Source organism: Salipiger pallidus, assembly GCF_014643635.1.
GTDB lineage: Bacteria > Pseudomonadota > Alphaproteobacteria > Rhodobacterales > Rhodobacteraceae > Salipiger > Salipiger pallidus.
Genome location: NZ_BMJV01000003.1, coordinates 272,528 through 296,853 on the forward strand (window position 1 = coordinate 272,528; position 24,326 = coordinate 296,853).

Genomic DNA, 24,326 nt, shown 5'->3' on the forward strand with positions numbered 1-24,326 from the left:
TCTGGTCTCTGGTCTCTGGTCTCTGGTCTCTGGTCTCTGGTCTCTGGTCTCTGGTCTCTGGTCTCTGGTCTCTGGTCTCCATCTTCTCCCTTCTCCCTTCTCCCTTCTCCCTTCTCTCTCGTCCTTCTTGATCGAAGGGCGTTTCGGCTCATGGGCCCCATGTCGGGCGTCGGGAGCCGGAAGTCGTCCAAGGTGTCCCCGCATGGCCCTTCTGTTCGTCGCAGCTGAGCCGCCAGCGGAACGTTGCCGCCGCAGGGGCGTTGACGTGCGCCACACCGGGGAGGGATGGCGAAGGCCTCGCCTTCACGGGCTCTGACGCTATTCTGATGGGGAAGGGGGACGGTCATCGCTTGATCGGACCGCCGGGGCTCACGATATGCTGCTGAACCCCGGTGCTATCGCATAACCACCCGCGATGTGCTGTCGTGGGTGACGACATGAGCAGGACGAAGGAAGACTACATGCTCCGTACCATCACCGCCGCACTTACCGCTGCCACAGTCATGCTGGCCGCGCTTCCGGCGGCCGCTCAGCAGCTGTCGCTTGGGCAGATCTCGCAGTACCTGAACACGATCCAGTCCGCCAAAAGCCCGTTCACCCAGATCAACGGAGACGGCACGATTTCGACCGGGACGGTGTTCATCAAGCGGCCCGGCAAGGTGCGCTTCGAATACAATCCGCCCGAGGAATCGCTGGTGCTGGCATGGTCCGGCGCGGTCTACATCTTCGACCGCAAGACCCGTGGCCAGCCGGAAACCTACCCCCTAAGCCAGACCCCACTGTCGATCATCCTCGCACGGAACGTGAACCTCGGGCAGGCGGGGATGGTGACCGGGCACAGCTTTGACGGCACCGCCACCACCGTTACGGCACAGGATCCGCGTCATCCGGAATACGGCTCGATCCAGATGAAGTTCACCGGCAACCCGGTGGAACTGCGCCAGTGGATCATCCGCGATGGCGGCGGAGAGACCACCACCGTGGTGCTTGGCGGGTTGCAGGACACCAACCTGTCCAACAGCACTTTCGACGTGAACCGCGTGCGCTGACGCGGCCCACGACGTGAGCTGCGCGGCCTTAGCGGGCCGCGCGGCAGTTGGCGAGCTGAACCTCGTAGACAACGGCACGGCTGCCGACGTCGTCGGCCACGCGCACGAGCCAGGCCTTCTGGTTGAAGCTCCCGCGTTTGAAGCCGGTGCGCCCCTCGTGGTACGCAAGGTATTGGTTGCGCGCATCGCGCAGGCTGATGCCAAGCCCGTCACGGGTGCCGGACATGTACCAGCCCATGAAGTCCGTCGCATCGTGGATGTCGTCCCGCCGCGCGCGGCGCTTGCCGGTTGCTTCGAGGTATTCATCCCAGGTGCCGTCCAGCGCCTGGCTGTACCCGAAGGCCGAGCTTTGGCGGCCGTAGGGGATGACGCCCATGGAATAACGGAACGGTGTCCGCGCGTCGGACTTGAACTTGCTTTCCTGGTAGATCGTCGCCATCTGGACGTGCACGGGCACGCCCCATTTGCGCTCTGCCGCCTTGAAGGCGCGGATGTAGCCGGGGCGTTCACCAAGGATCGCACAGGCGTCTTCAAGATTGCTGGGGGATTCGCCGACACTGCCGCCGCTGCCGCAGGACGCGGCGAGCAGCACGCTTGCCAGCGCGCGTAGCCACTTGCTCATCTGCCTCTCGCTCATTTTTGTTGTTCTGGTTTTTTTGGTCTTCTTGCCTGTGGGTATATTAGCGAAATTCAAGCAAATTTGGAATCACAATTCCGCCGCATCACCCGAAGGGCGGCTTTGCGCCGTTGCTCTGGTCCAACGTCCTGAAAGCACTACTGTCAGTGTGGGTGGCACACAGTGTTTCCGGTTAAACGTTGGCTAAGGTTGGACAAGTTGGCGTAAATTTGGCAAAACTTGGTCTAGTTAAGGGGATGTCATGAATACACAGCGTGCGAAATATCACCTCGGCCAAGTGGTGCGTCACCGCAAGCACCCGTTCCGCGGTGTCGTTTTCGACGTGGACCCCGAGTTCAGCAACACCGAGGAATGGTACGAGGCGATTCCCGAAGAGGCGCGCCCGGTGCGCAAGCAGCCCTTCTATCACCTGCTTGCAGAGAACGAGCAGAGTTTCTACGTTGCCTATGTGTCCGAACAGAACCTCGTGGCCGATTACTCCGGCCAGCCGGTGGAACATCCGGACATCCCCGACTTGTTCGGGGCCTTTACCGATGGCAGCTACGAGCTGCATTTCCAGCTGAACTGACCCGGCTTCCGGGCGTTGTGAAAGGCCCTGGACCATGGACGCGTCAACCGCACTCGCGCTGATCGTGGCAACCGTCGCCCTTGCAGCCATTCCAGGCCCCAACGTGGCGCTGATCGTCGGCAATACCCTGACCCACGGCATCCGTCATGGCATCGCCACCGCTTTTGGTACCATGCTCGGTGTCGGAGCGCAGGCGCTGCTGGTGATCGCTGGGCTGACGCTGCTTCTTGAGACCGCCGCTGCCATCTTCCCCATCCTCCGCTGGGCGGGCGTGGCATGGCTGCTGTACCTCTCCATCGCCGCATGGCGGCAGGGCAGGGAGGCGCTGCGTGAGGTTGTGCCCCCGAAGCGCAGTCCGTTTCAGCTTGTGCGCCAAGGGCTGCTCATGGCTCTGGTGAACCCCAAGACACTGCTGTTCAACGCGGCCTTCCTGCCGCAGTTCTGGGGGCCCGACACCGGGGCCCTGGGGCTTGTGGAGGTGGCGGTGCTCTACCTGATGGTGCTGTTCGGGGTAGATGTGCTCTGGAGCCTTGTTGCCGGGAAGGCGCGGGGCTGGATGAAGAAAGGCGGTGCCTTGCGACACCGCCTGAGCGCGGGGATGTACGCGGCTGCGGGTATCGGCCTCGCGTTTGCGCGCGACCCCCGCTGAACTTCAGATCACCTGGTTCAGCGCCTCGAGGAAGCGCGCGACCTCGGCCTCGGACAGGTTCCAGTCACAGACCAGCCGTCCGGTGAGGACGGTTTCGGCGGTGCTGCCGGTCATATCGTTGAAATGGTACACGGCACCAGCAGCCTGCAGCGCCTCGTGCGTGGCGCGGGGCAGGCGGAAGAACACCATGTTCGCATGGGTGTCGTTCAGCATCTCGACCCTGGCCTTGCTCAGCCCATGCACCAGCTGATCGCAGCGGGCATTGGCGCGGGTGGCGAGATCCTTCCACAGGTCATCCTTCAGGTAGGCCTGCATCTGCGCTGCAAGATAGCGGTGCTTGGAGAACAGCAGCGCGCCGCGCTTGCGGCGGTACTGGAATTCCTCTGCCTTCGCGGGATCGAAGAAGATCACCGCTTCGACGCCCATCAGGCCGTTCTTGGTGCCACCGAAGACGCAGACATCGACGCCGATTTTCCAGCTCATTTCGGCGGGGGTGACGCCCAGCTTGACCGCGGCATTCGAGAACCGCGCCCCATCGAGGTGAACTGGCAAGCTGTAGTCCTTCGCCACCGCGATCAGGGCGCGCAGCTCATCCATTGTGTAGACGTTGCCCGCTTCGGTCACCTGCGTGATCGACACCGGGCCACGTTTCGGCCCGTGGAAGCCGCGGTTCTCCTCGCCCTCGATCGAGGCGCGCAGGGCCTCGGGGGTCATGCGGTCGCTGCCGGGTACGAGGGTCAGCTTGGCGCCGGATGTGAAGAACTCCGGCGCGTTGCATTCGTCCTCGTGGATATGGGCCACGGGCGAGCAGAAGGTGGTGGCATATGGCGGGCAGAGGCACGATAGCGCCAGCACGTTTGCCGCCGTGCCCGTGGGCACGAGGAAGACCGCCGCATCGGGGGCCTCGAACAGGGTGCGGATGCCGTCCGCGACCTCGGCGGACAGCGGGTCGCCGCCGTAGCCCATGGCATAGCCGGTGTTGGCCTCGGCCAGCGCAGTCAGGACCTGCGGCGCCACGGGGCCGGAGTTGTCAGAGGCGAAATACATCAGGTCGGCTCCTCGATGATGTGATCTTCCCAGTCGTCCTCGCCCACCTCGAACTCGGGCACCGTGCGGTCCTGCATGGACACGCCCGCCTCGTGGACCGTGGCGGAATCGCCCGAGATCAGCGGATGCCAGTCATATAGCGGCTGACCGGCCCAAAGCAGGTAGTAGGCGCAGGTTCGGGGTAGCCAATAGGCGTGTTCCGAAATGTTCTTGGGGGTCAGTACGATACATTCCGGCACGAACTGGTGACGGATCGGGTACTGAGTGCAGCGGCAATCGCTGTCGTCGAACAGGCGGCAGGCCACGCGGGTCAGGGCGACCTCGCCGGTGTCCTCGTCCTCGAGCTTGTTGAGGCAGCATTTGCCGCAGCCGTCGCACAGGGCTTCCCATTCCGGTTTCGAGAGTTTCGAAAGCGGTTTGTTTTCCCAGAAGCGGGGGGCGAGGCCGTCGCGGCTGATCGGATCTGTCATGGGGCTGGCCTAACGCAGGCGTGGCAATTGGGGAAGGGGCGGCGCCGTACGCTCACAGCGCCGCGAGGATGTCGCGGGCTTTGAGGCAGTCGGCGTCCATCTGGGTGATGAGCGCCTCCAGCCCCTCGAACTTCACCTCGGGACGGAGGTATTCGACCAGCCCCACGGACAGAGTCGCACCGTAGAGGTCGCCCTTAAAGTCGAAGAGAAAGGTTTCGAGGTTGGGGCGGTTTTCCCCGAACATGGGCCGCACGCCAAGCGATGCCGCACCATGGTAGCGCCCCTTGTGGGGGCCGGTCAGCACCTCGACCAGAACCGCGTAGACTCCGAGGCGGGGCAGATGCAGCCCGTCCACGGACATGTTGGCGGTGGGGTAGCCCAGCTCGCGGCCACGCTGTTCGCCGCCGATCACCGTGCCCTCGATGCGGTGCCAGTGGCCCAGCTGCGCGGCGGCATCCCGGGCGCGGCCCTCGGCCAGCGCGGTGCGGATCCCCGTCGAGCTGACCTGGTCGCCGTCATGTTCGAGCAGCGGCGCCACGGTCACGCCAAAGCCCATCTCTTCTCCGAAGCGCTGGAGGTCCTCGACGGTGCCCGCGCGGTTCTTGCCAAAGCAGAAATCGGCACCCACCACGATGTGGCGCAGGCCCAGACCGTCGGCGATGACCTTGCGGGCAAACTCTTCAGGCGTCAGCGCGGCCAGCGCCCCGTTGAAGTTCAGCTCGTAAAGCCGATCCACCCCCAGCTTTTCCAGCCGCGAGGCGCGCGCCTTGGAAGACATGAGCCGGAAGGAAGGTCCATCGGGCGCGAAATACTCGCGCGGATGAGGCTCGAAGGTGAGTACGCCAAGAGGGGCGTCGGGATCGGCGGCGCGCGCCATCTCGATCACCGCCTGATGGCCACGGTGCACGCCGTCGAAGTTGCCGATGGCGACGCTGGCGCCCCGGTCCTGAGGCTCGACGAACTGGTAATCCCGGATGATCCGCATGGCCAAAGCCCTAGCCCCGGACGACGGCGGGCGCAAGACGGCTTGGGCGTGGGAGCCTGGCGGACTGTTCGCTTGCAAACGTTGCTGCCGCTTTCGGATGCGTGCGGTGCGTGGCAGGCGTGGTGCGGGGGCTCACCCCGTGGGGTGTACACGGCTCAGCCGCATGGCGTGGATCTGCCGCAGGGTGTCCTGCGGTGGCACTGTGCGGAAGATGTCGCGCATCATCGCAACGTCTGCCCGCACGCCTTCCATCAGGCCGCCACGCTTCTCATGCTTGAGCGGGCTTTCGACACCGGGCCAGCGCACCACAGCGATGCTCAGCCTCTCTTCGATCCAGATGCGGTTGGTGAACACCTCGAGCCCGAAGCGCGGCAGTCCCCTCAGCGCATCGAGCCGCTGCGCCAGCAGATTGCGCGGCATCACCCGCTCGCCCGAGATATAGTCGAGCCCGATGGCCCGCCACGGCCAAGGAGCGTTCTCGCGCAGGCTGACGGAGGCGTCGGCGCGGCCATCGCGCACCGGGTCGATTAGTGCCGCGAGGTGATCGGCGTCAAGGCCCAGAAGGTCGCTGTCGAGCAGCAGGATATGGCTCCCCGAAGCCTCCTCGATGCCGCGCACCACGGCGCGGGTCTTGCCGCCGTTGCGGGGCTGTTCGATCACCCGCAGGGCGAGGTGGGCATGGGTTCGGGCATGGTCCGCGGTGCCGTCCGATGATCCGTCATCCACCACGATGACCTCGTCGATCAGCGGATGGCCCAGCACGGCGTCCAGCACCGCGTCGATGCGCGGGGCCTCGTTATAGGCAGGAATGATGCAGCTGAGGGTCAGGTCGGTCATCGCTTGAGGGTCCGTTTGAGAAGCCAGACGATCCCGCCCAGCACGAGTAGCCCGAGAACGAGCAGGGAGGCGCGGGCGATCCAGTCGTCGATGCGGCTGTAGGCGGCGCCAAAGGCGTAGCCGATCACCACGAAGAACAGACTCTTCGGGACCGTGGCGAGCAGATTGACCCACGTGAAACGCCACAGCGGCATCTTCGCCAGCCCTGCCGCCACCAGCACCGCCGCGCCCGCGGAATGGGTGAGCTTGCCGAACACCAGCGTGCGCCCGCCCTTTTCGTGGAAATGCCCCGCCAGCTGCCCCAGCCGCGCCCTATTGAGCCCCAAGCGGTAGCGCCAGCGAAGGGGCAGGCGGTGCAGGCCCCAGCGCCCGAGGCAGTAGAACAGCGCGTCCCCCACGAGATCTGCGAGGATCACCACGACGGTGACGCTCCAGACATCCAGCAGGCCCCGGTTTGCCAGCCACGCCGCGATGACCGTGACGATCGGCCCTTCGAGCATGGCAATGGGGGCAAGGATGGCAAGGCCGTCCTTCGCGATCAGGGCTGTGACTGTCTCCAATCCGACCAAGGGTTACTCCGCCGCTGCGGGGGCCATGTCCGTACCGCGCCAGGTGATGCCGCGCCCGGCCCATGTGGCGACCCAGAGCGCAGGCAACAAGGCGTCGCGGACCAGCATCGCGGCAAGGTCACGCAGACCGGCGGGCCAGCCCGCCTTGCGGCACAGCGCCAGTTCAGCGCCGTACCACACCGTCTGCAGCACCGGGATCGACCAAAGCGGCGCAGCGCCGAGGCCCGCCAGAACGCCAAGCGCGGCAAGGGGTATGAGTGGCCCCTGCATGATCTCGGCCACAAAGATCAGCGGAAATCCGTCACGCCGCACCCGGCTCCAGCGCAGCTGCCGGTCCCAGACCGCGCGGGCGCTGCGTTTGCCGATGGGCTGGGCGAAAAGTGTCGGCGTCAGGCGCACCCGCAGACCCTGCGCGCGCACCAGTTTAGTTGAGGCGACATCCTCGGCCAGGTTGCGCCCCAGTGCCTGCAGGCTGCCGCCAGCTTCGAGAATATCGCGGTCCCAGCACAGGGTCTTGCCTTGGGCAAATCCCATCCCGATGCTGTCGGCGGCCAACTGCCAGCGTCCCTGTGAGCCGTTGAGAAACGCGCATTCCACCGCGCCCCACAGATTTCCGGGACGGATGCCAGCGGGGGGCGAGGACACCAGGCCAGTGTCGCTGCGCCACGTGAAACATAAGGTCCGCAGGTAATTGCGCGGCAGCAGCAGGTTGCTGTCAGTCATCACCACGCGGCGTCCAAGGGCTTGGGCATAGCCCTTGTAGAGATTGTTGAGCTTGGGGTTGCCGCTGATCGCCGTCTCGCCGCAGAGCAGCCGGGCTTTGACATGGGGATGGGCCGCGATCAGGCGGCGCACCAGCGGCACGGCGGCGTCGGCTTCGGACGGTGCGCAAAAGATCACCTCGTAGTGCGGGTGATCCTGCCGGAAGGACGAGGCAAGCGTTTCCTCGTCGAAGGCATCCACGCCGCAGACCGGGCGCACCAGCGACACGAAGGGCAGATCGTCATCGCGGCCCGCCGGTGGCGCGGCGCGGTAGCGCAGGGCGGCAAGCGCCGCTGACAGCAGATGGGCGCCAAGGGTCACCACGAGGATCGCGACAAGGGCAAGGAAAAGGGGCGTGGTCGTCATGCGACACCTTCGGAAAGCGGCCCGCCGGGGGTGGGGCGGGGCAGGGGCGTGGGCAGTGGCGCCTCAGACGGACGCGCTTGAGGGCGGGCCTCTGGACGGATCTCGGGAAGGAACTCGACCAGATCGAACTGGCCGTGGCTGTCCTCGGTCAGGGCGGTGAGGCTGTCGATCCAGTCACCGCAATTGGCATAGAGCAGCCCGTCGTGGCTGCGCAGCGCGGGCTTGTGGGAATGGCCGCAGATCACCCCCATGGCTCCCGACGCGCGGGCAAGTTTCAGCAGGCGGCGTTCGAACCGGTCGCCCATGGCAAGCACGTGGTTGGCCCCGGTGATGATGCGCTGGGCATGGGAAGCATGGTCGCGGGCGAGCCCACCGCGGGCACGCTGCCAGTCGTCCGCCTGCCTGAGGATGGCATCAAGCCGGCTGCCGAGGCGGGTCATGAAATGCCAGCGCAGGAAGCGTGGGTCGCACTGGTCGCCGTGCAGCACCAGCATGCGGCGGCCATCGGCGGCGCGGTGGATCACCGCCTCGCGCAGCTCCCAGCCTTCGATTGCCGCGTCGGGCGCGCGCATGGCGCAATCGTGGTTGCCGGGCAGGTAGATGATGCGTGCTCCGTCGCGCTTGCGGGCGCGCAGGTTGGCCAACACCGCCTCGTGCGCGTCGGACCAGAACACGCGGCCGCCGTGCCACAGGTCGAAAATGTCACCGACCAGGTAGATCGTCTCGGCCTCGACACCCGACAGGAACTCAAGGATCTGCCGGGGGCGACTGGCGCGGGCACCGAGGTGAAGGTCGGAGAGAAACAGGCTTCGCAGGGAACCCCTTGGCGCGCTGCAGGCGGCAGGTGCAGACATATGGCCCAACTTCCATGTTCGCTTGCCCGCCTTCATGAGGGCTGGTTGTATCGGGAGTGTGACGTCCAAGTGGACGTTTTCTAACGATTTGCGACTGGATGCTGTTCCGTGCAGTTGCAGAAACGTGAGCGGGGTCAGGCGGTGCCCTCGACGCTTTGCCGGCTGACCGAGACAGCCTTGAGGACCGCATGCACCTGCATGCCCTCCGCCAGCCCGAGGGCGCCCACGGACCGACGGGTGATCCTCGCCAGCAGCAGCGCTCCGTTGGCGTCCAGCTGCACCAGCGCGCCGGGCCCGTTGCCCATTCGGATGCCGCGCACGATGACGGGCAGCACGTTGAGGGCCGAGATCCCCTCGGGGCGGGTGAGGGCGATCATCACGTCCTGCGCTTCGATATGCACGCGGACCGGCGCGCCGGCGGGGCGGTCTACGCGCGGCACCAGAAGGCGCAAGGCCCCGGCCTGCAACTCCGACAGACCATCGGGATGCTGGTTCAGCAGGGTTGTCTCGATCATCGCGCCAGCGGCGCGGGGGCCAAGGGGGGTGACGGCGGGATCGCTGAGGATGACGGAGGCGGGGCCTTGCCGCACGACCCTGCCGTTGCGGATCGCAATGACCGAGGTGGCAAGGCGCGCCACCTCCGATGGGGCGTGGCTGACGTAGAGGATCGGTACGTCCGCTTCGTCCCGCAGGCGTTCAAAATAGGGGAGGATCTCGGCCTTGCGCTCGGCATCGAGCGCGGCGAGCGGCTCGTCCGCCAGCAGCAGCCGTGGTTTCGCCAGAAGCGCCCGCCCTATGGCGGTGCGCTGGCGCTCGCCCCCAGACAGGGTGGCTGGGCGGCGGGACAGGAGGTGCCCGAGGCCCAGCATCTCGGTCACGTGGTCGAAGCTTGCGCCGGATTCGGCCTTGGGGGCGAAGAAACGGCCATACGCCAGGTTCTGCCGCACGGTGAGATGGGGAAACAGCCGCGCATCCTGAAAGATGTAGCCCAGCCTGCGGCGATGTAGCGGGACATGCAGGCGTTTGTCCGCGTCAAAAAGCGGGACGTCCCCCAAGGCAATGCGTCCTGCGTCCGGGCGCAGAAGGCCGGCGACGGCGTTGACGATGGTGCTCTTGCCCGAACCTGATCGGCCAAAGAGCACGCTCACACCCTGCGGCGCCTCGAATTGCGCATCGAGGCTGAAGTCACCAAGGCGGTGGCGGATGTCGACGGACAGGCTCATGCGCCGCCCACCCGGGCCGCGATGCGCCGGGACAGCACCTCGGACAGCAGCAGAGCCGCCATGGCGATGACCACGGACACGGCAACGAGGCGCAGCGCCGACGCCTCGCCCCCCGGCACCTGCAGGAAGGCGTAGATGGCCGAGGGCAGGGTGCGGGTTTCGCCGGGGATGTTGGACACGAAGGTGATCGTCGCGCCGAATTCGCCCATGGCCTTGGCAAAGGCAAGGATCGCCCCCGCAAGGATCCCCGGCAGGATCAGCGGCAGAGTCACCGTGCCGAAGACCCAGAGCCGGGATGCGCCGAGCGTGCCCGCTGCCTGTTCAAGGCGCGGGTCGACCGCCTCGATCGACAGGCGAATGGCGCGGACCAGCAGGGGAAAGCCCATGATGGCGGCGGCCAGCGCAGCGCCGGTCCAGCGGAAGGCGAAGACGATGCCCAGCTCGGCCAGCGGGGCGCCCACCGGCCCGCGCGTGCCGAAGGTCAGCAGCAGCAAGTAGCCGGTGACCACGGGCGGCAGGATCAGCGGCAGGTGGACAAGGCCGTTCAGCAGCTGCTTGCCGGGGAACTCCCAGCGGGCCAGCGCGAAGGCCACGAAGATCCCCGGGGGCAGCGACAGAACCGTCGCCCACAGGGCCACGCGCAGCGACAGCGCGACGGCCTGCCATTCCTCCGGGGACAGAAACTGCATGCTGGGGATCACTCTGACAGGACGGTGAAACCTTGCCGTTCAAAGGCCTCGCGCGCAACCGGCCCCTTGAGGTAGTCGAGGAACTGCTGGCCTGCGTCGCTGCCGCCGAAGGTGGTCCGTGCGGCGGGGTAGATGATTGGATCGTGGCTGTCCTCGGGGAAGGTGCCGATGGGGGTCACGTCATCCTCGGCGACGGCGTCGGTGGCATAGACGATGCCATAGGGCGCTTCGCCCGTGGCCACGAGGGCCAGCGCCGCGCGCACGTTGTCCGCCTGCGCCACCTGGGGCGATACCGCGTCCCAAAGGCCAAGGCTTTCGAGCGCCGCCTTGCCGTAGACCCCGGCGGGCACGCCGTCTACCAGCGCCATGGCAAGGCGGTCATCGCCGAGCATGTCCGGCAGCGGCAGGTTTTCCGAGATGGTCACCGGCTTGGCCTCGCCATGGGCGATCAGCACAATAGAATTGCCGAGCAGGTCGCTGCGGCTACCGTCCACGAGAACGCCGTCGTCCTGCAGGGCGTCCATCCAGCTGGTATTGGCCGAGATGAACACGTCCGCCGGTGCGCCCGCCTGAATCTGCCGCGCCAGCACGGATGAGCCGGCGAACGACACGGCGGCTTCTTTTCCGGTTTCCTCGGTGTAGGAGGCCGCGATGTCATCCATGGCATTTTTCAGGCTGGCCGCAGCAAAGACGACGACGGTTTCGGCATGGGCTGCAAGGGGCAGCACCAGCGCAGCGGCAAGGCAGACGGAGCGAAGCATGGGGACGGCTTTCCGGGCAGGAGGGTAGCAATATGTTTCGCTGAATATATCGCCACGACGGGCGCTCCGGCACAAGCGTTATTTCTGACGGAATATATCGATGCCAGGCGGCGCGTTCGATCATCGGATGTGGTCCACTCTGGTGCGCGCGTGCGCCCGGGTGCCTGCCTCAGTGCCCCTCAGGCACGTTCGCCGCATCGCTGAGCAGGGCACGCAGCCCGTCGATATGCTCGGCCCCGGCGCTTGCGGCGGCGGCTTCGGCGGCGCGGTAGAGGGCAAGCACCTGTTCACCAGTTTCCGAAAGGTAGGCCCCGCCGCCCTTTCTGCCGCCCCGTGATCGCTCGACCAGCGGGGCGCGAAAGGCGGCGTTCATCTCTTCCACGAGGCTCCAGGCGCGCTTGTAGCTCATGGACATGGCGCGCCCGGCGGCAGCGATGGAGCCGGTCTCGCTGATATGCTCGAGCAGGTCGGCCTTGCCGGGGCCGAGCATGGCACTGGTGCCGAAGAGAATGCGCAGGCGCAGGCGCGTGTCTGGACGGGAGGCGGTGTCGGTCATGGGCGCACTGTCCGGGATCAGGCTTGCGCTGGCAAGCCGCCTTGGGTCATCAGGGGCTATCGTATACGGGGGCGCGCATGTTCGACGCAAGGATCCTGCCGCTGCAGAAGCGGCTGCTGAGGCCACTGGGCGCTGCGCTGCACCGCGCCGGGGTGGGTGCGGACGTCGTGACGCTGACCGGCTTCGGGCTGGGCCTCGGGGCAGTGGTGGCAGCGGCCTGCGGGGCATTTTGGCTGGCGCTGCTCGGACTGCTGGCGAACCGGCTGGCCGACGGCCTCGACGGCGAGATCGCTCGGCGTGCGGGGCCAACGGACCGGGGCGCGTTCCTCGATATCGCGCTCGATTTCATGTTCTACGCGCTGTTTCCGGTTGGCTTTGCCCTCGCGGATCCGGGGGCAAACGCGCTGCCCGCGCTGGCGCTGGTGGCGAGCTTTGTCGGCACCGGATCGTCCTTCCTTGCCTTTTCAGTCATCGCAGAACGGCGGGGCCTCACGGCGGCGGAGTACCCCACGAAGGGCATCTTCTACCTCGGAGGGTTGACCGAGGGGACCGAGACCATCGCGCTTTTCGTGCTGATCTGCGTCTTTCCGGCAGCCTTTCCGGTGCTGGCATGGGTCTTTTCTGCCGCCTGCGCGATCACAACGCTGACCCGATGGTATGCGGGCTGGCGGCTGTTTGCATAGCAGGGGCCGACAAATGCAAAAGGCGCCCCCGTAGGCGCGCCTTTCAAAATCTCATGAACCTTTCGGATCGCGTAATTGCGATCAGAGCAGTTCGATGTTGATCGCGCTTTCGCGGCCGTCACGGCCAGCCTGAAGCTCGTAGGACACCTTTTGGTTGTCCTGCAGGCCCTGAAGGCCCGAACGTTCCACTGCAGAGATGTGCACGAACACGTCCTTGCTGCCGCCTTCGGGTGCGATAAAGCCGTAGCCCTTGGTGGTGTTGAACCACTTCACGGTGCCAGTTGCCATGGGATAATTCCCCTTCCTGTATGCGCTGCCCGCGGAACTGCGGCAGCCCGGCGTCGTCGTCTAGTCTCGACAGGGGCCGGTAAAGCAACAGGTCGGATAGAGAGTAGCTACGCGGAATATTGCCAGAAACACCTGAGTCGCGCAAGCGGCGCGACACTGGAGGGAACGGGGTGCGCGTATGGGGCGTTTGATGCTCAACGACACGACGTACCAGAAGGAGGACCAGATATGTCGATCCAACGCATCGCGAAACAGGCTCTTTCGGCCTATGCCCGCAGCAAGTCGGGTGCCCGTCGCACCACCGCTACCGGCATGCCCACCCGCAACCGCCCGATCCGCTCCAAGAAGATACATCGCGGCCGGAGCGCCGAAGGGCAGATCGCCGCCAAGGCGATTCGCTCCTTGCGCAAGGCGTTCTGAGCCGGGGCCATCGGACCCGAAGAAATGAAGAAGGGGCGCCCGGTGGCGCCCCTTCTTGTATTGATCAGCGGGTGAACTTTTTGAACTTCACGCGCTTGGGTTCGACCGCGTCGGGTCCGAGGCGACGTTTCTTGTCTTCCTCGTAATCCTCGAAGTTGCCTTCGAACCATTCCACATGCGCGTCGCCTTCGAAGGCGAGGATGTGGGTACAGATCCGGTCGAGGAAAAAGCGGTCGTGCGAAATGACCACGGCACAGCCAGCGAAATCGACCAGCGCATCTTCGAGCGCCCGCAGGGTTTCCACGTCGAGGTCGTTCGTCGGTTCGTCGAGCAGGATGACGTTGCCGCCAGACTTCAGCAGGCGCGCCATGTGCACGCGGTTGCGTTCACCGCCCGAAAGCAGGCCAACTTTCTTTTGCTGGTCGCTGCCCTTGAAGTTGAACGCCCCGCAATAGGCACGCGAGTTGATCTCGGCATCGCCCAGCTTGATGACTTCGGCGCCGCCCGAGATCGCTTCCCAGACATTGGCATCGGGTTCGAGATCGTCGCGTGACTGGTCGACATAGCTCAGGTCCACGGTGTCGCCGAGCGTGATCGTACCCTCGTCGGGCTGTTCCTGACCGGTGATCATCTTGAACAGGGTCGACTTGCCGGCGCCGTTCGGGCCGATGACGCCGATGATGCCGCCCGGCGGAAGGCTGAAGGACAGGTCCTCGATCAGAAGCTTGTCGCCCATGGCCTTCTTGACGCCCTCGAGCTCGAGCACCTTGGCACCGAGGCGTTCGCCGTTGGGGATGACGATCTGGGCCTTGCCGACGCGTTCGCGCACCGACTGGTCCGCCAGCTTCTCATAGGATTGGATACGGGCCTTGGACTTGGCCTGACGGGCCTTGGCGCCCTGGCGCATCCATTCGAGTTCGCGTTCCAGCGTCTTCTGCTTGGCCTTGTCCTCGCGGGCTTCCTGCAGCTGGCGCTTGGCCTTCTGTTCCAGCCAGCTGGAATAGTTGCCCTCGTAGGGAATGCCGCGGCCACGGTCGAGTTCGAGGATCCAGCCGGTGATCGCGTCGAGGAAGTAACGGTCGTGGGTGACGATCAGGATCGTGCCCTTGTACTCGATCAGGTGGTTCTGCAGCCACGCGATCGTCTCGGCGTCGAGGTGGTTGGTCGGTTCGTCGAGCAGCAGCATGTCCGGCGCTTCAAGCAGCAGCTTGCACAGCGCGAGGCGGCGGCGTTCACCGCCCGACAGGGTGGTGACGTCCGCGTCGTCCGCCGGGCAGCGCAGGGCTTCCATGGCGACGTCGATCTGGCTGTCGAGATCCCACAGGTTCTCGGCGTCGATTTCGTCCTGAAGGCGCGCCATCTCGTCGGCGGTTTCGTCCGAGTAGTTCATTGCCAGCTCGTTGTACTTCTCGAGCTTGGCCTGCTTGGCGGCAACGCCCAGCATCACGTTTTCGCGCGCGGTGAGCGCGGGGTCGAGGTAGGGCTCCTGCGGCAGGTAGCCGACCTTGGCACCTTCTGCGGCCCAAGCTTCGCCGCTGAAGTCCTTGTCGGTGCCCGCCATGATTCGCATCAGGGTCGACTTACCGGCGCCGTTGACGCCGACGACGCCGATCTTGACGCCGGGCAGGAAACTGAGCTTGATGTTCTCAAAGCATTTCTTGCCACCGGGATAGGTCTTGGACACCCCGTCCATGTGGTACACGTACTGATAGCTGGCCATGCGGTCCTCCGGTGACGTTGCGCGTCAATTCGATTTGCGCCCGTGTATCGCACCCCGTCGCAGGAATGCAAAGCCCCCGGCGCTGCTGCGCCGCAAGGGGCGGTTTGTGGTTGAATCCCCCTGTCGTTCCAGTGTCATTGGCGGAACTTCCCATCCGGATAGGGCAAAATGCGCTGGAATGCTTACGAGACCGGGTTCCGCCTGACCCCCGGCATGAGGGTGGGCCTGCTGGGTGGATCCTTCGATCCGCCGCACGCGGGGCATCTGCGCATCACGCTCGAGGCACTGCGGCGGTTTCGGCTCGACCGGGTGATCTGGCTGGTTAGCCCGGGCAATCCGTTGAAGGCGCGGGGGCCGGCACCGCTCGATGACCGGATGCTGGCGGCGCGGGCGCTGGTGGATCATCCACGTATCATTTTGTCGGATTTCGAACGGCTTGCCGGAACTCGCTACACCGCCGACACGCTGGCCGAGTTGCGGCGCAGCTTTCCGGCGGTGAACTTCGTCTGGCTGATGGGGGCGGACAACCTTGCGCAGATCCACCGTTGGGATCACTGGCGGACGATCATGGACAGCATGCCCGTGGGTGTGCTCGCGCGGCCCGGCCTGCGCATGGCGGCGCGGGCGTCGGTCGCGGCGGGGGTCTATCGCAAGGCGCGGCTGCCGGGGACGGCGGCGGGGCTGCTGGCCCGCAGCCCGGCGCCGGCGTGGTGCCTCGTGAACCTGCCCATGGTGAACCTCAGCTCAACCGAGCTGAGGGCCGCTGGACATAGCGCCGGGGCACATGTCGCCAAGGCAAGAAAAAAGTGAACGGCGCCGACGACTCACCCGCTTGCCGGATCGTTTTCGCTGCGATTAGATCGCGCGCATGATGCACTCCCTTTCCCGACGCCGATTTCTGACATCCGCAGGTGCCGCAGGCTTTGCCCTTGCCACCCCTGCCTGCGCCACGGCGCCCGAAACCTCACTGCGCCCGGCTGTCCGGGCGGATGATCTGCGCCTCAAGGCGCTTGGCACTCCCGCGCAGGTGATCGCTGCCTCCGGCCTCACCGGAGAAGTCGCTTACGCGGTGATGAACGCCCGCACCGGGCAGCTACTGGAGCATCACGACGGCACGCAGGGCATGCCGCCGGCGAGCTGCGCCAAGGCGCTGACCGCCTCCTACGCGCTCAGCACCCTCGGGGCCGACTTCCGCTATGACACCCGCGTCATCGCCACCGGCCCGGTGTCGGGCGGTACGGTGCAGGGGGATCTGCTGCTGCTGGGCAGCGGTGATCCGACGCTGGGCACCGATGACCTCGCGGCGCTGGTGGCCGATCTGAAGGGCCGAGGCGTCACCGGCGTCAATGGGCGGTTCCTCGTCTGCGGCACGGCGTTGCCCTACGAGCGCACCATCGACGCGGGCCAGCCCGACCACGTGGGTTACAGCCCTGCGGTGTCGGGGCTCAACCTCAACTACAACCGCGTGCATTTCGGCTGGAGCCGGGGCGGCAATGGCTATGACGTGACCATGGACGGCCGGTCAGACCGGCTGCGCCCTGCGGTGTCGATGGCGCACATGACTGTGGCCAGCCGCAGCAGCCCGGTCTACACCTACCGCGATGCGGGCGGACGGGACGAATGGACCGTGGCCAGCGGCGCACTGGGTGGCCGCGGGAGCCGCTGGCTGCCGGTGCGCAAGCCCGACCTCTACGCCGGCGAGGTGTTCCGCGCCGTCGCCGCTGGGCAAGGCATCTCCCTGCCTCAGCCAGTGATGGTGGCCCGGGCCCCGGGCGGTACCACGCTGGCAAGCTGGCAGAGCCAACCGCTGCGCATCCTTCTGCGCGACATGCTCAAGTGGTCCAACAACCTCACGGCGGAATGCGTCGGCATGACCGCGACCTTGCGGCGGCTGGGCAGCGTGCGGTCGATGAAACAGTCGGGGCAGGCCATGAGCGCCTGGGTCCGCGAGGAATTCGGCGGCGCGCGCGTGGATCTGCTGGATCACTCGGGGCTGGGGCCGGACAGCCGCATTGCCCCGGCAGACATGGCCCGCGCGCTCTACCAGCTGAACGCGCAGGTGGGCATCAAGTCCCTGATGAAGCCCTTCCCCATGCGCGACAGCCAGCGCCGCATTCTCGAGAACCACCCGATCGACGTGAATGCCAAGACCGGCACGCTCAATTTCGTCAGTGGTCTGTCGGGCTTTGCCGACCTGCCCGAAGGGGGCGAGCTGGTGTTCGCGATCTTCACCGCCGACATGCCCCGCCGCAATGCGCTCAGCCGCGACGAGCGTGAGCGCCCCGAAGGCGGGGCGGTATGGAACCGTCGAGCCAAAACGCTGCAGCAGACGCTGATCGAACGCTGGGGGCGGCTGGCCACGGCTTGATACGGCTATCGTATCGGCGCGGCTTCTGGAGTCGCGTCGATGACGGGCAGCCCTGACAGCAAGGCGGCCGCGGGGACGTTCCCGTCGGCCCTCAGGCCGACAGGTGGCGAGCCCTTGCGCCGCGTTCGATGGCCGCGGCATGCAGCCGGTCGAGGTCCAGCTCGTAGCGGATTTCCTCGAGCAGGCGCAGTTCTGTCTCGCGCAGGGTGCCGTCTGCGGCAGCCACGTCGCAGGCCAGCGCATAGGCCGTCTCGTAGAGACGTTCGGGGAGGTTGTCACGGATCAGGCCGAACAGGGCATCGAGCCCGTCTTCCTGTTCGAAGAGTTCAAAGACCATCTCGGACATGACGCGAATGCGATCAATGTCATATTCCGCGAAGACCGGCAGCATGTTGACCGAGCTTTCGATCTTGACCAGCTCGGCGGTGCGGATGTTCTGGTCGGATACCGAAACCGCGATCATGGTTGCGACAAGGCAATCCTGCGGGGTCATGGGATGCGTGGAGGCGTCGTTCACTTCGGATCTTCCTGCGTCATTCCTTTGATTTCCATTTATTGACCCGAGGCCCCGTCTGCAATAGGACGCAAGCCTGTCTGCCCTGCGCTCGCGCGGGGCAGGTCTGTTTCTACGACCAATCTTACCACACCCCGCGACATATGGAGAGTTTCGGATGTCCGATCTGCGCGAAGCCGCAATGAGCTCGAAGGCCTGGCCCTTTGAAGAGGCCCGCCGCATCCTGAAACGCTACGAGAAGAAGGCACCTGAGAAGGGCCATGTCCTGTTCGAGACGGGCTATGGGCCGTCGGGCCTGCCGCATATCGGTACCTTCGGCGAGGTGGCGCGCACCACGATGATCCGCCGTGCCTTCGAGATCATCTCGGACATCCCGACCCGTCTGATCTGCTTTTCGGACGATATGGACGGTATGCGCAAGGTGCCCGAGAACGTGCCGAACCAAGAGCTTCTGCAGGCCAACCTGCAGCGTCCTCTGACCTCGGTTCCCGACCCGTTCGAAACCCACGAGAGCTTTGGCCATCACAACAACGCGATGCTCCGCCGGTTCCTCGACACCTTCGGCTTCCAGTACGAGTTCTACTCTGCCACGGATTTCTACAAGTCCGGCAAGTTCGACGAGATCCTGCTGCGCTGCGTCGAGAAATACGATGACCTGATGGCCATCATGCTGAAATCGCTGCGTGATGAGCGGGCGGCGACCTATTCGATCTTCCTGCCAGTCCACCCTGAGACCGGCCGGGTGCTCTATGTGCCGATGAAGCATGTGGATGCGGCAAACGGCACGATCACCTTCGACGATGACGATGGTCAGGAAATCACCCTGCCGGTCACCGGGGGCAACGTGAAGCTGCAGTGGAAGCCGGACTTCGGCGCCCGCTGGGCCGCGCTTGGCGTCGATTTCGAGATGTACGGCAAGGATCACAGCACCAATACGCCGATCTACGACGGCATCTGCCGGACCCTTGGTGTGCGCCCGCCCGAGCATTTCACCTACGAGCTTTTCCTCGACGACAAGGGGCAGAAGATCTCGAAGTCGCTCGGCAACGGCATCAGCGTCGACGAATGGCTCAGCTATGCCAGCTCGGAATCGCTGTCGTATTTCATGTACCAGAAGCCCAAGACCGCCAAGCGCCTCTGGGCGGCGGTCATTCCCAAGGCGGTGGACGAATACCACCAGCAGCTGCGCGCCTTCCCGGATCAGGACGCCAAGGGCCAGCTGGCCAATCCGGTGTGGCACATCCATGGCGGCGACGTGCCGGAATCGAAGATGCTGGTGCCGTTCTCCATGTTGCTCAACCTCGCCTCCGCTGCCGGGGCCGAGGACAAGGAGACCATGTGGGGCTTCATCAAGCGCTATGCCCCCGAGGCGACGCCGCAAAGCAACCCCGACATGGATCAGGCCGCAGGCTTCGCGGTGCGCTACTACAACGACAAGGTGAAACCCACCAAGGACTTCCGCGCCCCCACCGATCAGGAGCGGGCGGCGATGGAAGACCTTGCGCAGCGCTTCCGTGATTACGACGGCGCGGCGGACGACGAGGCGCTTCAGACGGTGGTCTTCGCGGTCGGCAAGGATCACGGGTTCGAAAACCTGCGTGAATGGTTCCAGGCGCTCTACGAGGTGCTGCTTGGCCAGAGCCAGGGGCCGCGCTTTGGCGGGTTCGTGGCGCTTTACGGCGTGCCCGAGACGGTGACCCTGATCGAAGACGGCCTCGCGGGCAAGCTGGGCTGATTTTGACCGCGCCCCGCATTGCGCTATCTTCCCCTCAGGAGGAAACGCGATGCGGGGAACGGTTCTTGCACTGATCACGGCAATCGGCCTTGCGGGGCCGGTGGCAGCCCAGGGCAACGCGGAAGTGGAGGCCATCCGCGATGTCATCCGCCAGCAGATGGACGCGTTCGATGCGCGCGACATTCCCGGCGCCTTTGCCTTCGCCAGCCCCGATCTTCAGCAGATGTTCGGCAGCCCCGAGCGCTTTGGCCAGATGGTCGAAGAGGGCTATCCCATGGTCTGGGATCATGGCCGGGTCACCTTCGGCGATCTTGCTCAGGACGATGGCCGGCTGTGGCAGAGGGTCTACACCAGCGACCCTTCGGGGCGGGAACATGCGCTCGATTACCTGATGGAGCAGGTGGATGGCGCCTGGCGCATTGCCGCCGTCCGTCCGGCACCCTTGCCCGACATGGCGGTCTGACCGCCTGCCGATCCTTGACATGACGGAGAGTTGCGCCGCGCTGCCCTTGGGTGCGGTCGTGGCGACTGTCTTGAGGCGGTTCACGCTGGCGGCCCCCTGGGGCGCGGTGTTGCGCCGCCGCCCGTTCTATCGTCACGGTGGCCCAAATTCCTCTTAACGCCGCGTTGATACCCAATCTGCCACGGGGTCCGCGGCGTGTTGTCCGCCGGTTGTCTGGCCCCTGATCTGGTCCCGGGTGTGAGCCCCGGGCCAAGGGCGCAGCAACCGTAAGGATCGAACACATGAACATGGCAGTGACTGATGGCGTGGTCTTCATGCCCACCCCCTTCTCGGACGGGCTCGATGTCTGGTCGAGCGGGGACGGAACGCCGGGATCGGACACCTACGAGAGCCTCCTGTCTGCCGCCTATGTCCCGGCGGATGCTGATTTCGCCGGCTGCCTCGAGATCCAGAAGACTGAAAGCCTGCAGAAGCTGCGCTACATGGGCAATACGCGGCTGTTGCCCGGCGTCTACCTGAAGGTCACCGCGCGGGTGAAGGCAATCGCGGGGCTGATGCCGTCGGTGCGCATCGCGGGCTGGGCGGGGCAGGCCAATGGCTCGGCGGTGACGGGGCTGGTGACCACCGGCGCGCTTACCCAGCTCGACACCTACGGCGAGGTGGTCGAGGTGTCGGCCATCGTCGGCAACGGTGCGCGTGACGGGGTCGATCTTGTTTGGGGCGGCACCACCGCCTTCGGGCATTTCGGCATCGACCTCACCGGGTCGAATGGTGGCATTGTACGGGTGGATGACATCATCATCGAGGATGTCACCAATTACTTCCTACGCGACATGATGAACGTGGTGGACGTGCGCGATTACGGGGCCGTCGGTGACGGCACCGCTGATGATTTCGCCGCGTTCGAGGCCGCCGATGCCGCCGCCAACGGGCGCAAGGTGCTGGTCTCCGAAGGCACTTTCCGTATTGGTCAGACCCTGACCATGGAAAGCCATGTGGAGTTCCAAGGCACCGTCGTGATGCCCGACAGTGCCTGCCTGTCGCTGACGAAGGACTATCACCTGCCGGCCTACATCGACGCGTTCGGCAGTGAGGAGATGGGTCTGAAGAAAGCGCTGCAATCGCTGATGAACAGTTCTGATCACGAAAGTCTCGACATGTGCGGACGGCGGGTGTCGATCACCGGGCCCATCGACGTGCGGGCGGTGGTGAACAACCGTGACAGCTATTCACAGCGCCGGGTGCTGCGCAACGGCCAGCTGCGCGCCGAAAGCTCGACCGGCTGGAACAGCACGACCGTCACCAGCACTGCCACCTATTCGGCGGGCAACCGCTTTCAGCTGACCGGCGTGTCCAATATCGCCAACATCGAGGTCGGCAGTTACGTGCAGGGGGCGGGCGTCGGACGCGAGATCTATGTCACCTCGGTCAACGTCGGCGCGCAGCGGCTCAACCTGTCTCAGCCGCTCTATGATGCCGAAGGCACCCAGGCCTATACATTCACCCGCTTCCGCTACCAGCTGGACCTGTCGGGCTTCAGCCGGCTCGACAAGTTCGAGATCGAGGACGTGGAGTTCCAGTGCAACGAGCTGTGCTCGGGGCTTATCCTGCCGCCGACTGGCACGGTGAACGTGGTGCGTGACTGCGTGTTCAACAAGCCGCTGGACCGGGGCATCACCTCGATCGGCGAGGGCTGTCAGGGCATGCTGATCGACAACAACCAGTTCATTACCGCGCAGGCGGAGCTGGCCAGCCAGAACCGCACGTCCATTGCGCTCAATACCAACGCCAACGATGTCAAAATCCGGTCCAACCGCGCCTCGCAGTTCCGTCATTTTGCAGTGGTGTCGGGCGGCAATGGGGTGATCGCCAACAATCACTTCTTCCAGGGTGAGGACAGCGGCGACGGCGCCCGCACCGCCGGCATCGTGCTGTGCACCAAGGCGACGAACACCACCATTTCGGGCAACTACGTGGACAACTGCTTTATCGAGTGGACCAACGAGCGCGAGCCTGATCCGAACTTCGTGTCCGGTTTTGGCTTCTCGGGGCTGTCGGTGACCGGCAACGTGTTCCTGTGCTCCAACGTCGCGGACCATTTCACCTTTATCGTGGTCAAGCCCTACGGCACCAATCACCGCATCAACGGGATGAACGTGCAGGGCAACCTGTTCCGCTCGGTGGGGCAGATCATCACGCGGGTTGAAAGCGTCGATGACAGCTTCGCGCCCCTCGACCTCGGTTCGATGCGGGACATCTTCTTCGACGGCAACACCTACCTCAACATCAGCCGTGGGGCGTCGAACCCGCTCATGGTGAAGCACTCACAGAACGCCCACAATCAGACGTGGGTGGTGAACACCGAGGACCGACTGCCCTTCGAGGGCCGCGCGCAGGAGATCGAAAGCATGGTGATCCGGTCCCGGCCGCGCAACACGTCGAACGTGACGGTGTCTTCCATGCCTTACGTGTCCTCTCTCGAGGGCAGCAACCGGGACCGGGTTCACGTGGTCTGGCCCGAGCCCGTCATGGGCGATGTCACCATGCGGATCCGCATGGACTATTGAACAGGCGGCCAAGGCACCACGCGGCAGGGCCGGTCCGTCGGGGTCGGCCCTTGCGTTTGCGCTGGGTCAGAAATCTGCCCATAGGCCCAGCAACAGCCCCATGGTCTCGTCTTCGTGAAAGCCGTAGCTGCCGCCGACTTCGGCGGAAAGGCTGTCCGTCAGGGGAAAGATGACCGAGGGTGCGAACGTGGCGGAAAATGGGTCCTCTGCGGTCTTGCTGCTCTGAACCTGCAGCACGATCTTGCGATCCCTGGCGAGGTTGATGCCATAGGTCAGGTCCAGCTTGAACGCCATTCCGGCCTCACCAACGGAGATCTCAGCCATGGCATCCGCGTTCAGCCAGCCGTTTTCCAGCCCGCGCCCGATGCCGAGGCCGGGGCGGATCACCGTATCGCCCGCGATCGTCCCGACCCCGAGATCCCATGCGATCTGAGTGCCCGTGTCAGGCTGGCGGATTGGCTTGCGCATGAAAACGATGACCTTGGGCTCGCCCTCGCGCGGCACACCGATATCCACACCGAGGGTCAGCCGTTCGGATACTCCGTACTCGGCGTAGATCGTGTGGTAGGTCCACCCATCGGCCCGGGCCTTCGCGGCCGGCACATCCTTAGGCCAGACCAGCCGGGTGGTGGTGCTGACGAACCAGCTGCTGGTCTCGCGCATCCACGCGCCGGCCTGAGCCGGGCCACCGCTAAGCGTCAGCGCGGCCATGAGACACAGTTGCACAATTCTGGTCATGCCATCTCCACTCCTGTGGCAAGCTTGCCGAAACCTTGGTTAACTCTGCGTTAAGTTGCTGGACGGGGCCGGGGGAATGCCTGAAGCTGGCCGTGGTCCTTTCGTTGGGCCGACGGGAATCGGGGGACGTTCATGGCCGGATCGGTAATCACCGTGGCGCAGCAGAAGGGCGGGTCGGGCAAGACGACCCTGTCCGCCAACCTTGCGATCGGCATGCGGCAGGCAGGGCGCAGCGTCGCGCTGATCGACACCGACCCGCAGGGCAGCCTGGGGCGCTGGTTCATGACCCGGCTCGAGCAGCACCCCGAGGGGGTCGAGGACATGGAATTCGCCACGTCTTCGGCATGGGGCATCACCTACGAATGCCGCAAGCTGGCGGACCGGTTCGACGTGGTCATCATCGACACGCCCCCCAAGGCGGACAGCGACCTGCGGCCGGCGCTGCGGGTGGCAGACCTCGTGATCGTGCCGGTTTCCATGAGCCATCTCGACCTCTGGGCCACGGAAAGCGTTCTCGACCTTGCCCGCCGCGAGGACCGCGAGGCGCTCATGGTGATGAATCGCACCCGCCCCGGCACGCGCCTATCCTCCGAGATCGCGGGCGCGGCGCAGCAGATGCAGGCGCGCATCGCGGGCAGCCAGCTGGCCAACCGCGTGGGCTATGCCGAGGCCTTCGGCCATGGGCTCAGCGCTGCCGAAGGGCGCAAGACCCCGGCCCGCGCCGAGGTTGAGGCGCTGACGGCAGAGGTGGCGGAGATCCTGTCGAACGGGTAAACGGGGCAGGACACCTCGGCGCCCGCCGCGGGAC

At 65.3% G+C, this 24,326-nt stretch carries 27 protein-coding genes; 11 read left to right on the top strand and 16 right to left on the bottom strand.

What is annotated here, in order from left to right; translation table 11 throughout:
• Positions 1–461 precede the first annotated feature (461 nt).
• Complete coding sequence (locus IEX41_RS09295; protein ID WP_188789960.1) at positions 462–1,049, top strand: LolA family protein; 588 nt, start codon at positions 462–464, stop codon at positions 1,047–1,049.
• 28 nt (positions 1,050–1,077) lie between these two features.
• Here IEX41_RS09295 and IEX41_RS09300 read toward each other — a convergent pair whose 3' ends face one another.
• On the bottom strand, positions 1,078–1,671 hold the full coding sequence (locus IEX41_RS09300) for a transglycosylase SLT domain-containing protein (protein ID WP_188789961.1): 594 nt from the start codon (positions 1,669–1,671) through the stop codon (positions 1,078–1,080).
• Between the two features lie 256 nt (positions 1,672–1,927).
• Here IEX41_RS09300 and hspQ point away from each other — a divergent pair, with 256 nt between their 5' ends.
• Both hspQ and IEX41_RS09310 read left to right on the top strand, forming a co-directional pair.
• Positions 1,928–2,254 carry a heat shock protein HspQ gene (gene hspQ / locus IEX41_RS09305; protein WP_188789962.1) on the top strand — a complete coding sequence of 109 codons (327 nt, stop codon included), beginning with the start codon at positions 1,928–1,930 and terminating at the stop codon, positions 2,252–2,254.
• A gap of 34 nt (positions 2,255–2,288) precedes the next feature.
• The gene (locus IEX41_RS09310) at positions 2,289–2,903 is read left to right on the top strand and encodes a LysE family translocator (protein ID WP_188789963.1); all 615 of its coding nucleotides are present in this window, start codon (positions 2,289–2,291) and stop codon (positions 2,901–2,903) included.
• Positions 2,904–2,906: 3 nt separating this feature from the next.
• Here IEX41_RS09310 and IEX41_RS09315 read toward each other — a convergent pair whose 3' ends face one another.
• The 11 genes from IEX41_RS09315 to IEX41_RS09365 form a co-directional block, all read right to left on the bottom strand.
• A complete protein-coding gene (locus IEX41_RS09315) occupies positions 2,907–3,950 on the bottom strand; it encodes a threonine aldolase family protein (protein ID WP_188789964.1) in 1,044 nt (347 codons plus the stop codon).
• Positions 3,950–4,420, bottom strand: coding sequence for a YcgN family cysteine cluster protein (locus IEX41_RS09320; RefSeq protein ID WP_188789965.1), 471 nt, complete (start codon positions 4,418–4,420; stop codon positions 3,950–3,952). Before IEX41_RS09320 ends, IEX41_RS09315 begins: the two co-directional genes overlap by 1 nt.
• A 52-nt stretch (positions 4,421–4,472) precedes the next feature.
• Positions 4,473–5,405: a bifunctional riboflavin kinase/FAD synthetase gene (locus IEX41_RS09325; RefSeq protein WP_188789966.1), complete on the bottom strand. Its 933-nt coding sequence runs from the start codon at positions 5,403–5,405 to the stop codon at positions 4,473–4,475.
• A gap of 132 nt (positions 5,406–5,537) precedes the next feature.
• The gene (locus tag IEX41_RS09330) at positions 5,538–6,242 is read right to left on the bottom strand and encodes a glycosyltransferase (protein ID WP_188789967.1); all 705 of its coding nucleotides are present in this window, start codon (positions 6,240–6,242) and stop codon (positions 5,538–5,540) included.
• Positions 6,239–6,811: a DedA family protein gene (locus IEX41_RS09335; protein ID WP_188789968.1), complete on the bottom strand. Its 573-nt coding sequence runs from the start codon at positions 6,809–6,811 to the stop codon at positions 6,239–6,241. The genes IEX41_RS09330 and IEX41_RS09335 overlap by 4 nt, the downstream gene beginning before the upstream one ends.
• 3 nt (positions 6,812–6,814) lie before the next feature.
• Positions 6,815–7,939, bottom strand: coding sequence for a ceramide glucosyltransferase (locus IEX41_RS09340; RefSeq protein WP_188789969.1), 1,125 nt, complete (start codon positions 7,937–7,939; stop codon positions 6,815–6,817).
• Positions 7,936–8,793, bottom strand: a complete 858-nt coding sequence (locus tag IEX41_RS09345; RefSeq protein ID WP_188789970.1) for a UDP-2,3-diacylglucosamine diphosphatase — start codon at positions 8,791–8,793, stop codon at positions 7,936–7,938. The genes IEX41_RS09340 and IEX41_RS09345 overlap by 4 nt, the downstream gene beginning before the upstream one ends.
• 134 nt (positions 8,794–8,927) lie before the next feature.
• Complete coding sequence (gene modC, locus IEX41_RS09350; RefSeq protein ID WP_188789971.1) at positions 8,928–10,016, bottom strand: molybdenum ABC transporter ATP-binding protein; 1,089 nt, start codon at positions 10,014–10,016, stop codon at positions 8,928–8,930.
• Complete coding sequence (gene modB / locus IEX41_RS09355) at positions 10,013–10,705, bottom strand: molybdate ABC transporter permease subunit (protein ID WP_188789972.1); 693 nt, start codon at positions 10,703–10,705, stop codon at positions 10,013–10,015. Before modB ends, modC begins: the two co-directional genes overlap by 4 nt.
• Before the next feature lie 8 nt (positions 10,706–10,713).
• Entirely contained in the window at positions 10,714–11,466 is a 753-nt protein-coding gene (modA, locus tag IEX41_RS09360; RefSeq protein WP_188789973.1) for a molybdate ABC transporter substrate-binding protein, read from the bottom strand.
• Positions 11,467–11,635: 169 nt separating this feature from the next.
• Positions 11,636–12,022, bottom strand: coding sequence for a winged helix-turn-helix domain-containing protein (locus IEX41_RS09365; protein ID WP_188789974.1), 387 nt, complete (start codon positions 12,020–12,022; stop codon positions 11,636–11,638).
• A gap of 77 nt (positions 12,023–12,099) precedes the next feature.
• On the opposite strand from IEX41_RS09365, the gene IEX41_RS09370 reads away from it, so the two are divergent.
• On the top strand, positions 12,100–12,705 hold the full coding sequence (locus tag IEX41_RS09370; RefSeq protein ID WP_188789975.1) for a CDP-alcohol phosphatidyltransferase family protein: 606 nt from the start codon (positions 12,100–12,102) through the stop codon (positions 12,703–12,705).
• 81 nt (positions 12,706–12,786) lie between these two features.
• On the opposite strand, the gene IEX41_RS09375 is transcribed toward IEX41_RS09370, so the two are convergent.
• Positions 12,787–12,993, bottom strand: a complete 207-nt coding sequence (locus IEX41_RS09375; RefSeq protein ID WP_188789976.1) for a cold-shock protein — start codon at positions 12,991–12,993, stop codon at positions 12,787–12,789.
• A 228-nt stretch (positions 12,994–13,221) separates the two neighbouring features.
• On the opposite strand from IEX41_RS09375, the gene IEX41_RS09380 reads away from it, so the two are divergent.
• Complete coding sequence (locus IEX41_RS09380; protein WP_188789977.1) at positions 13,222–13,413, top strand: hypothetical protein; 192 nt, start codon at positions 13,222–13,224, stop codon at positions 13,411–13,413.
• Between the two features lie 64 nt (positions 13,414–13,477).
• Here the strand turns inward: IEX41_RS09380 and ettA are convergent, their stop codons facing one another.
• On the bottom strand, positions 13,478–15,133 hold the full coding sequence (gene ettA, locus IEX41_RS09385) for an energy-dependent translational throttle protein EttA (protein ID WP_188789978.1): 1,656 nt from the start codon (positions 15,131–15,133) through the stop codon (positions 13,478–13,480).
• A gap of 168 nt (positions 15,134–15,301) precedes the next feature.
• On the opposite strand from ettA, the gene IEX41_RS09390 reads away from it, so the two are divergent.
• Together IEX41_RS09390 and dacB are read left to right on the top strand one after the other, a co-directional pair.
• On the top strand, positions 15,302–15,943 hold the full coding sequence (locus IEX41_RS09390; protein WP_188789979.1) for a nicotinate-nucleotide adenylyltransferase: 642 nt from the start codon (positions 15,302–15,304) through the stop codon (positions 15,941–15,943).
• A 58-nt stretch (positions 15,944–16,001) separates the two neighbouring features.
• Entirely contained in the window at positions 16,002–17,501 is a 1,500-nt protein-coding gene (dacB, locus tag IEX41_RS09395; RefSeq protein WP_188789980.1) for a D-alanyl-D-alanine carboxypeptidase/D-alanyl-D-alanine endopeptidase, read from the top strand.
• Between the two features lie 91 nt (positions 17,502–17,592).
• On the opposite strand, the gene IEX41_RS09400 is transcribed toward dacB, so the two are convergent.
• Positions 17,593–17,994 (bottom strand): tellurite resistance TerB family protein, encoded by a 402-nt coding sequence (locus tag IEX41_RS09400; RefSeq protein ID WP_373285627.1) that lies wholly within the window; start codon positions 17,992–17,994, stop codon positions 17,593–17,595.
• A gap of 178 nt (positions 17,995–18,172) precedes the next feature.
• Between IEX41_RS09400 and IEX41_RS09405 the strand changes: the two genes are divergently transcribed.
• The 3 genes from IEX41_RS09405 to IEX41_RS09415 all read left to right on the top strand — a co-directional run bounded on the left by IEX41_RS09405 (position 18,173) and on the right by IEX41_RS09415 (position 22,780).
• On the top strand, positions 18,173–19,750 hold the full coding sequence (locus tag IEX41_RS09405; RefSeq protein WP_188789982.1) for a lysine--tRNA ligase: 1,578 nt from the start codon (positions 18,173–18,175) through the stop codon (positions 19,748–19,750).
• A 49-nt stretch (positions 19,751–19,799) separates the two neighbouring features.
• Positions 19,800–20,213 carry a DUF4864 domain-containing protein gene (locus IEX41_RS09410; protein ID WP_188789983.1) on the top strand — a complete coding sequence of 138 codons (414 nt, stop codon included), beginning with the start codon at positions 19,800–19,802 and terminating at the stop codon, positions 20,211–20,213.
• A gap of 281 nt (positions 20,214–20,494) precedes the next feature.
• Positions 20,495–22,780 carry a glycosyl hydrolase family 28-related protein gene (locus IEX41_RS09415; protein ID WP_188789984.1) on the top strand — a complete coding sequence of 762 codons (2,286 nt, stop codon included), beginning with the start codon at positions 20,495–20,497 and terminating at the stop codon, positions 22,778–22,780.
• A 66-nt stretch (positions 22,781–22,846) separates the two neighbouring features.
• On the opposite strand, the gene IEX41_RS09420 is transcribed toward IEX41_RS09415, so the two are convergent.
• Positions 22,847–23,518 carry a hypothetical protein gene (locus IEX41_RS09420; protein ID WP_188789985.1) on the bottom strand — a complete coding sequence of 224 codons (672 nt, stop codon included), beginning with the start codon at positions 23,516–23,518 and terminating at the stop codon, positions 22,847–22,849.
• A 132-nt stretch (positions 23,519–23,650) separates the two neighbouring features.
• Between IEX41_RS09420 and parA the strand changes: the two genes are divergently transcribed.
• Positions 23,651–24,292, top strand: coding sequence for a ParA family partition ATPase (gene parA, locus IEX41_RS09425; RefSeq protein WP_188789986.1), 642 nt, complete (start codon positions 23,651–23,653; stop codon positions 24,290–24,292).
• Positions 24,293–24,326: the final 34 nt, after the last annotated feature.

What these genes read in the sequence shown, in the direction of transcription:
- ettA (WP_188789978.1), bottom strand. Translation starts at nt 15,133, where the DNA reads ATGGCCAGCTATCAGTACGTGTACCACATGGACGGGGTGTCCAAGACC.
- modB (WP_188789972.1), bottom strand. Translation starts at nt 10,705, where the DNA reads ATGCAGTTTCTGTCCCCGGAGGAATGGCAGGCCGTCGCGCTGTCGCTG.
- IEX41_RS09400 (WP_373285627.1), bottom strand. Translation starts at nt 17,994, where the DNA reads ATGACCCCGCAGGATTGCCTTGTCGCAACCATGATCGCGGTTTCGGTA.
- IEX41_RS09375 (WP_188789976.1), bottom strand. Translation starts at nt 12,993, where the DNA reads ATGGCAACTGGCACCGTGAAGTGGTTCAACACCACCAAGGGCTACGGC.
- modA (WP_188789973.1), bottom strand. Translation starts at nt 11,466, where the DNA reads ATGCTTCGCTCCGTCTGCCTTGCCGCTGCGCTGGTGCTGCCCCTTGCA.
- IEX41_RS09410 (WP_188789983.1), top strand. Translation starts at nt 19,800, where the DNA reads ATGCGGGGAACGGTTCTTGCACTGATCACGGCAATCGGCCTTGCGGGG.
- IEX41_RS09390 (WP_188789979.1), top strand. Translation starts at nt 15,302, where the DNA reads ATGCGCTGGAATGCTTACGAGACCGGGTTCCGCCTGACCCCCGGCATG.
- IEX41_RS09310 (WP_188789963.1), top strand. Translation starts at nt 2,289, where the DNA reads ATGGACGCGTCAACCGCACTCGCGCTGATCGTGGCAACCGTCGCCCTT.
- IEX41_RS09320 (WP_188789965.1), bottom strand. Translation starts at nt 4,420, where the DNA reads ATGACAGATCCGATCAGCCGCGACGGCCTCGCCCCCCGCTTCTGGGAA.
- hspQ (WP_188789962.1), top strand. Translation starts at nt 1,928, where the DNA reads ATGAATACACAGCGTGCGAAATATCACCTCGGCCAAGTGGTGCGTCAC.
- IEX41_RS09420 (WP_188789985.1), bottom strand. Translation starts at nt 23,518, where the DNA reads ATGACCAGAATTGTGCAACTGTGTCTCATGGCCGCGCTGACGCTTAGC.
- IEX41_RS09340 (WP_188789969.1), bottom strand. Translation starts at nt 7,939, where the DNA reads ATGACGACCACGCCCCTTTTCCTTGCCCTTGTCGCGATCCTCGTGGTG.
- IEX41_RS09370 (WP_188789975.1), top strand. Translation starts at nt 12,100, where the DNA reads ATGTTCGACGCAAGGATCCTGCCGCTGCAGAAGCGGCTGCTGAGGCCA.
- dacB (WP_188789980.1), top strand. Translation starts at nt 16,002, where the DNA reads ATGATGCACTCCCTTTCCCGACGCCGATTTCTGACATCCGCAGGTGCC.
- IEX41_RS09315 (WP_188789964.1), bottom strand. Translation starts at nt 3,950, where the DNA reads ATGTATTTCGCCTCTGACAACTCCGGCCCCGTGGCGCCGCAGGTCCTG.
- IEX41_RS09415 (WP_188789984.1), top strand. Translation starts at nt 20,495, where the DNA reads ATGAACATGGCAGTGACTGATGGCGTGGTCTTCATGCCCACCCCCTTC.
- IEX41_RS09295 (WP_188789960.1), top strand. Translation starts at nt 462, where the DNA reads ATGCTCCGTACCATCACCGCCGCACTTACCGCTGCCACAGTCATGCTG.
- IEX41_RS09365 (WP_188789974.1), bottom strand. Translation starts at nt 12,022, where the DNA reads ATGACCGACACCGCCTCCCGTCCAGACACGCGCCTGCGCCTGCGCATT.
- IEX41_RS09380 (WP_188789977.1), top strand. Translation starts at nt 13,222, where the DNA reads ATGTCGATCCAACGCATCGCGAAACAGGCTCTTTCGGCCTATGCCCGC.
- IEX41_RS09300 (WP_188789961.1), bottom strand. Translation starts at nt 1,671, where the DNA reads ATGAGCAAGTGGCTACGCGCGCTGGCAAGCGTGCTGCTCGCCGCGTCC.
- IEX41_RS09405 (WP_188789982.1), top strand. Translation starts at nt 18,173, where the DNA reads ATGTCCGATCTGCGCGAAGCCGCAATGAGCTCGAAGGCCTGGCCCTTT.
- parA (WP_188789986.1), top strand. Translation starts at nt 23,651, where the DNA reads ATGGCCGGATCGGTAATCACCGTGGCGCAGCAGAAGGGCGGGTCGGGC.
- IEX41_RS09345 (WP_188789970.1), bottom strand. Translation starts at nt 8,793, where the DNA reads ATGTCTGCACCTGCCGCCTGCAGCGCGCCAAGGGGTTCCCTGCGAAGC.
- IEX41_RS09330 (WP_188789967.1), bottom strand. Translation starts at nt 6,242, where the DNA reads ATGACCGACCTGACCCTCAGCTGCATCATTCCTGCCTATAACGAGGCC.
- modC (WP_188789971.1), bottom strand. Translation starts at nt 10,016, where the DNA reads ATGAGCCTGTCCGTCGACATCCGCCACCGCCTTGGTGACTTCAGCCTC.
- IEX41_RS09325 (WP_188789966.1), bottom strand. Translation starts at nt 5,405, where the DNA reads ATGCGGATCATCCGGGATTACCAGTTCGTCGAGCCTCAGGACCGGGGC.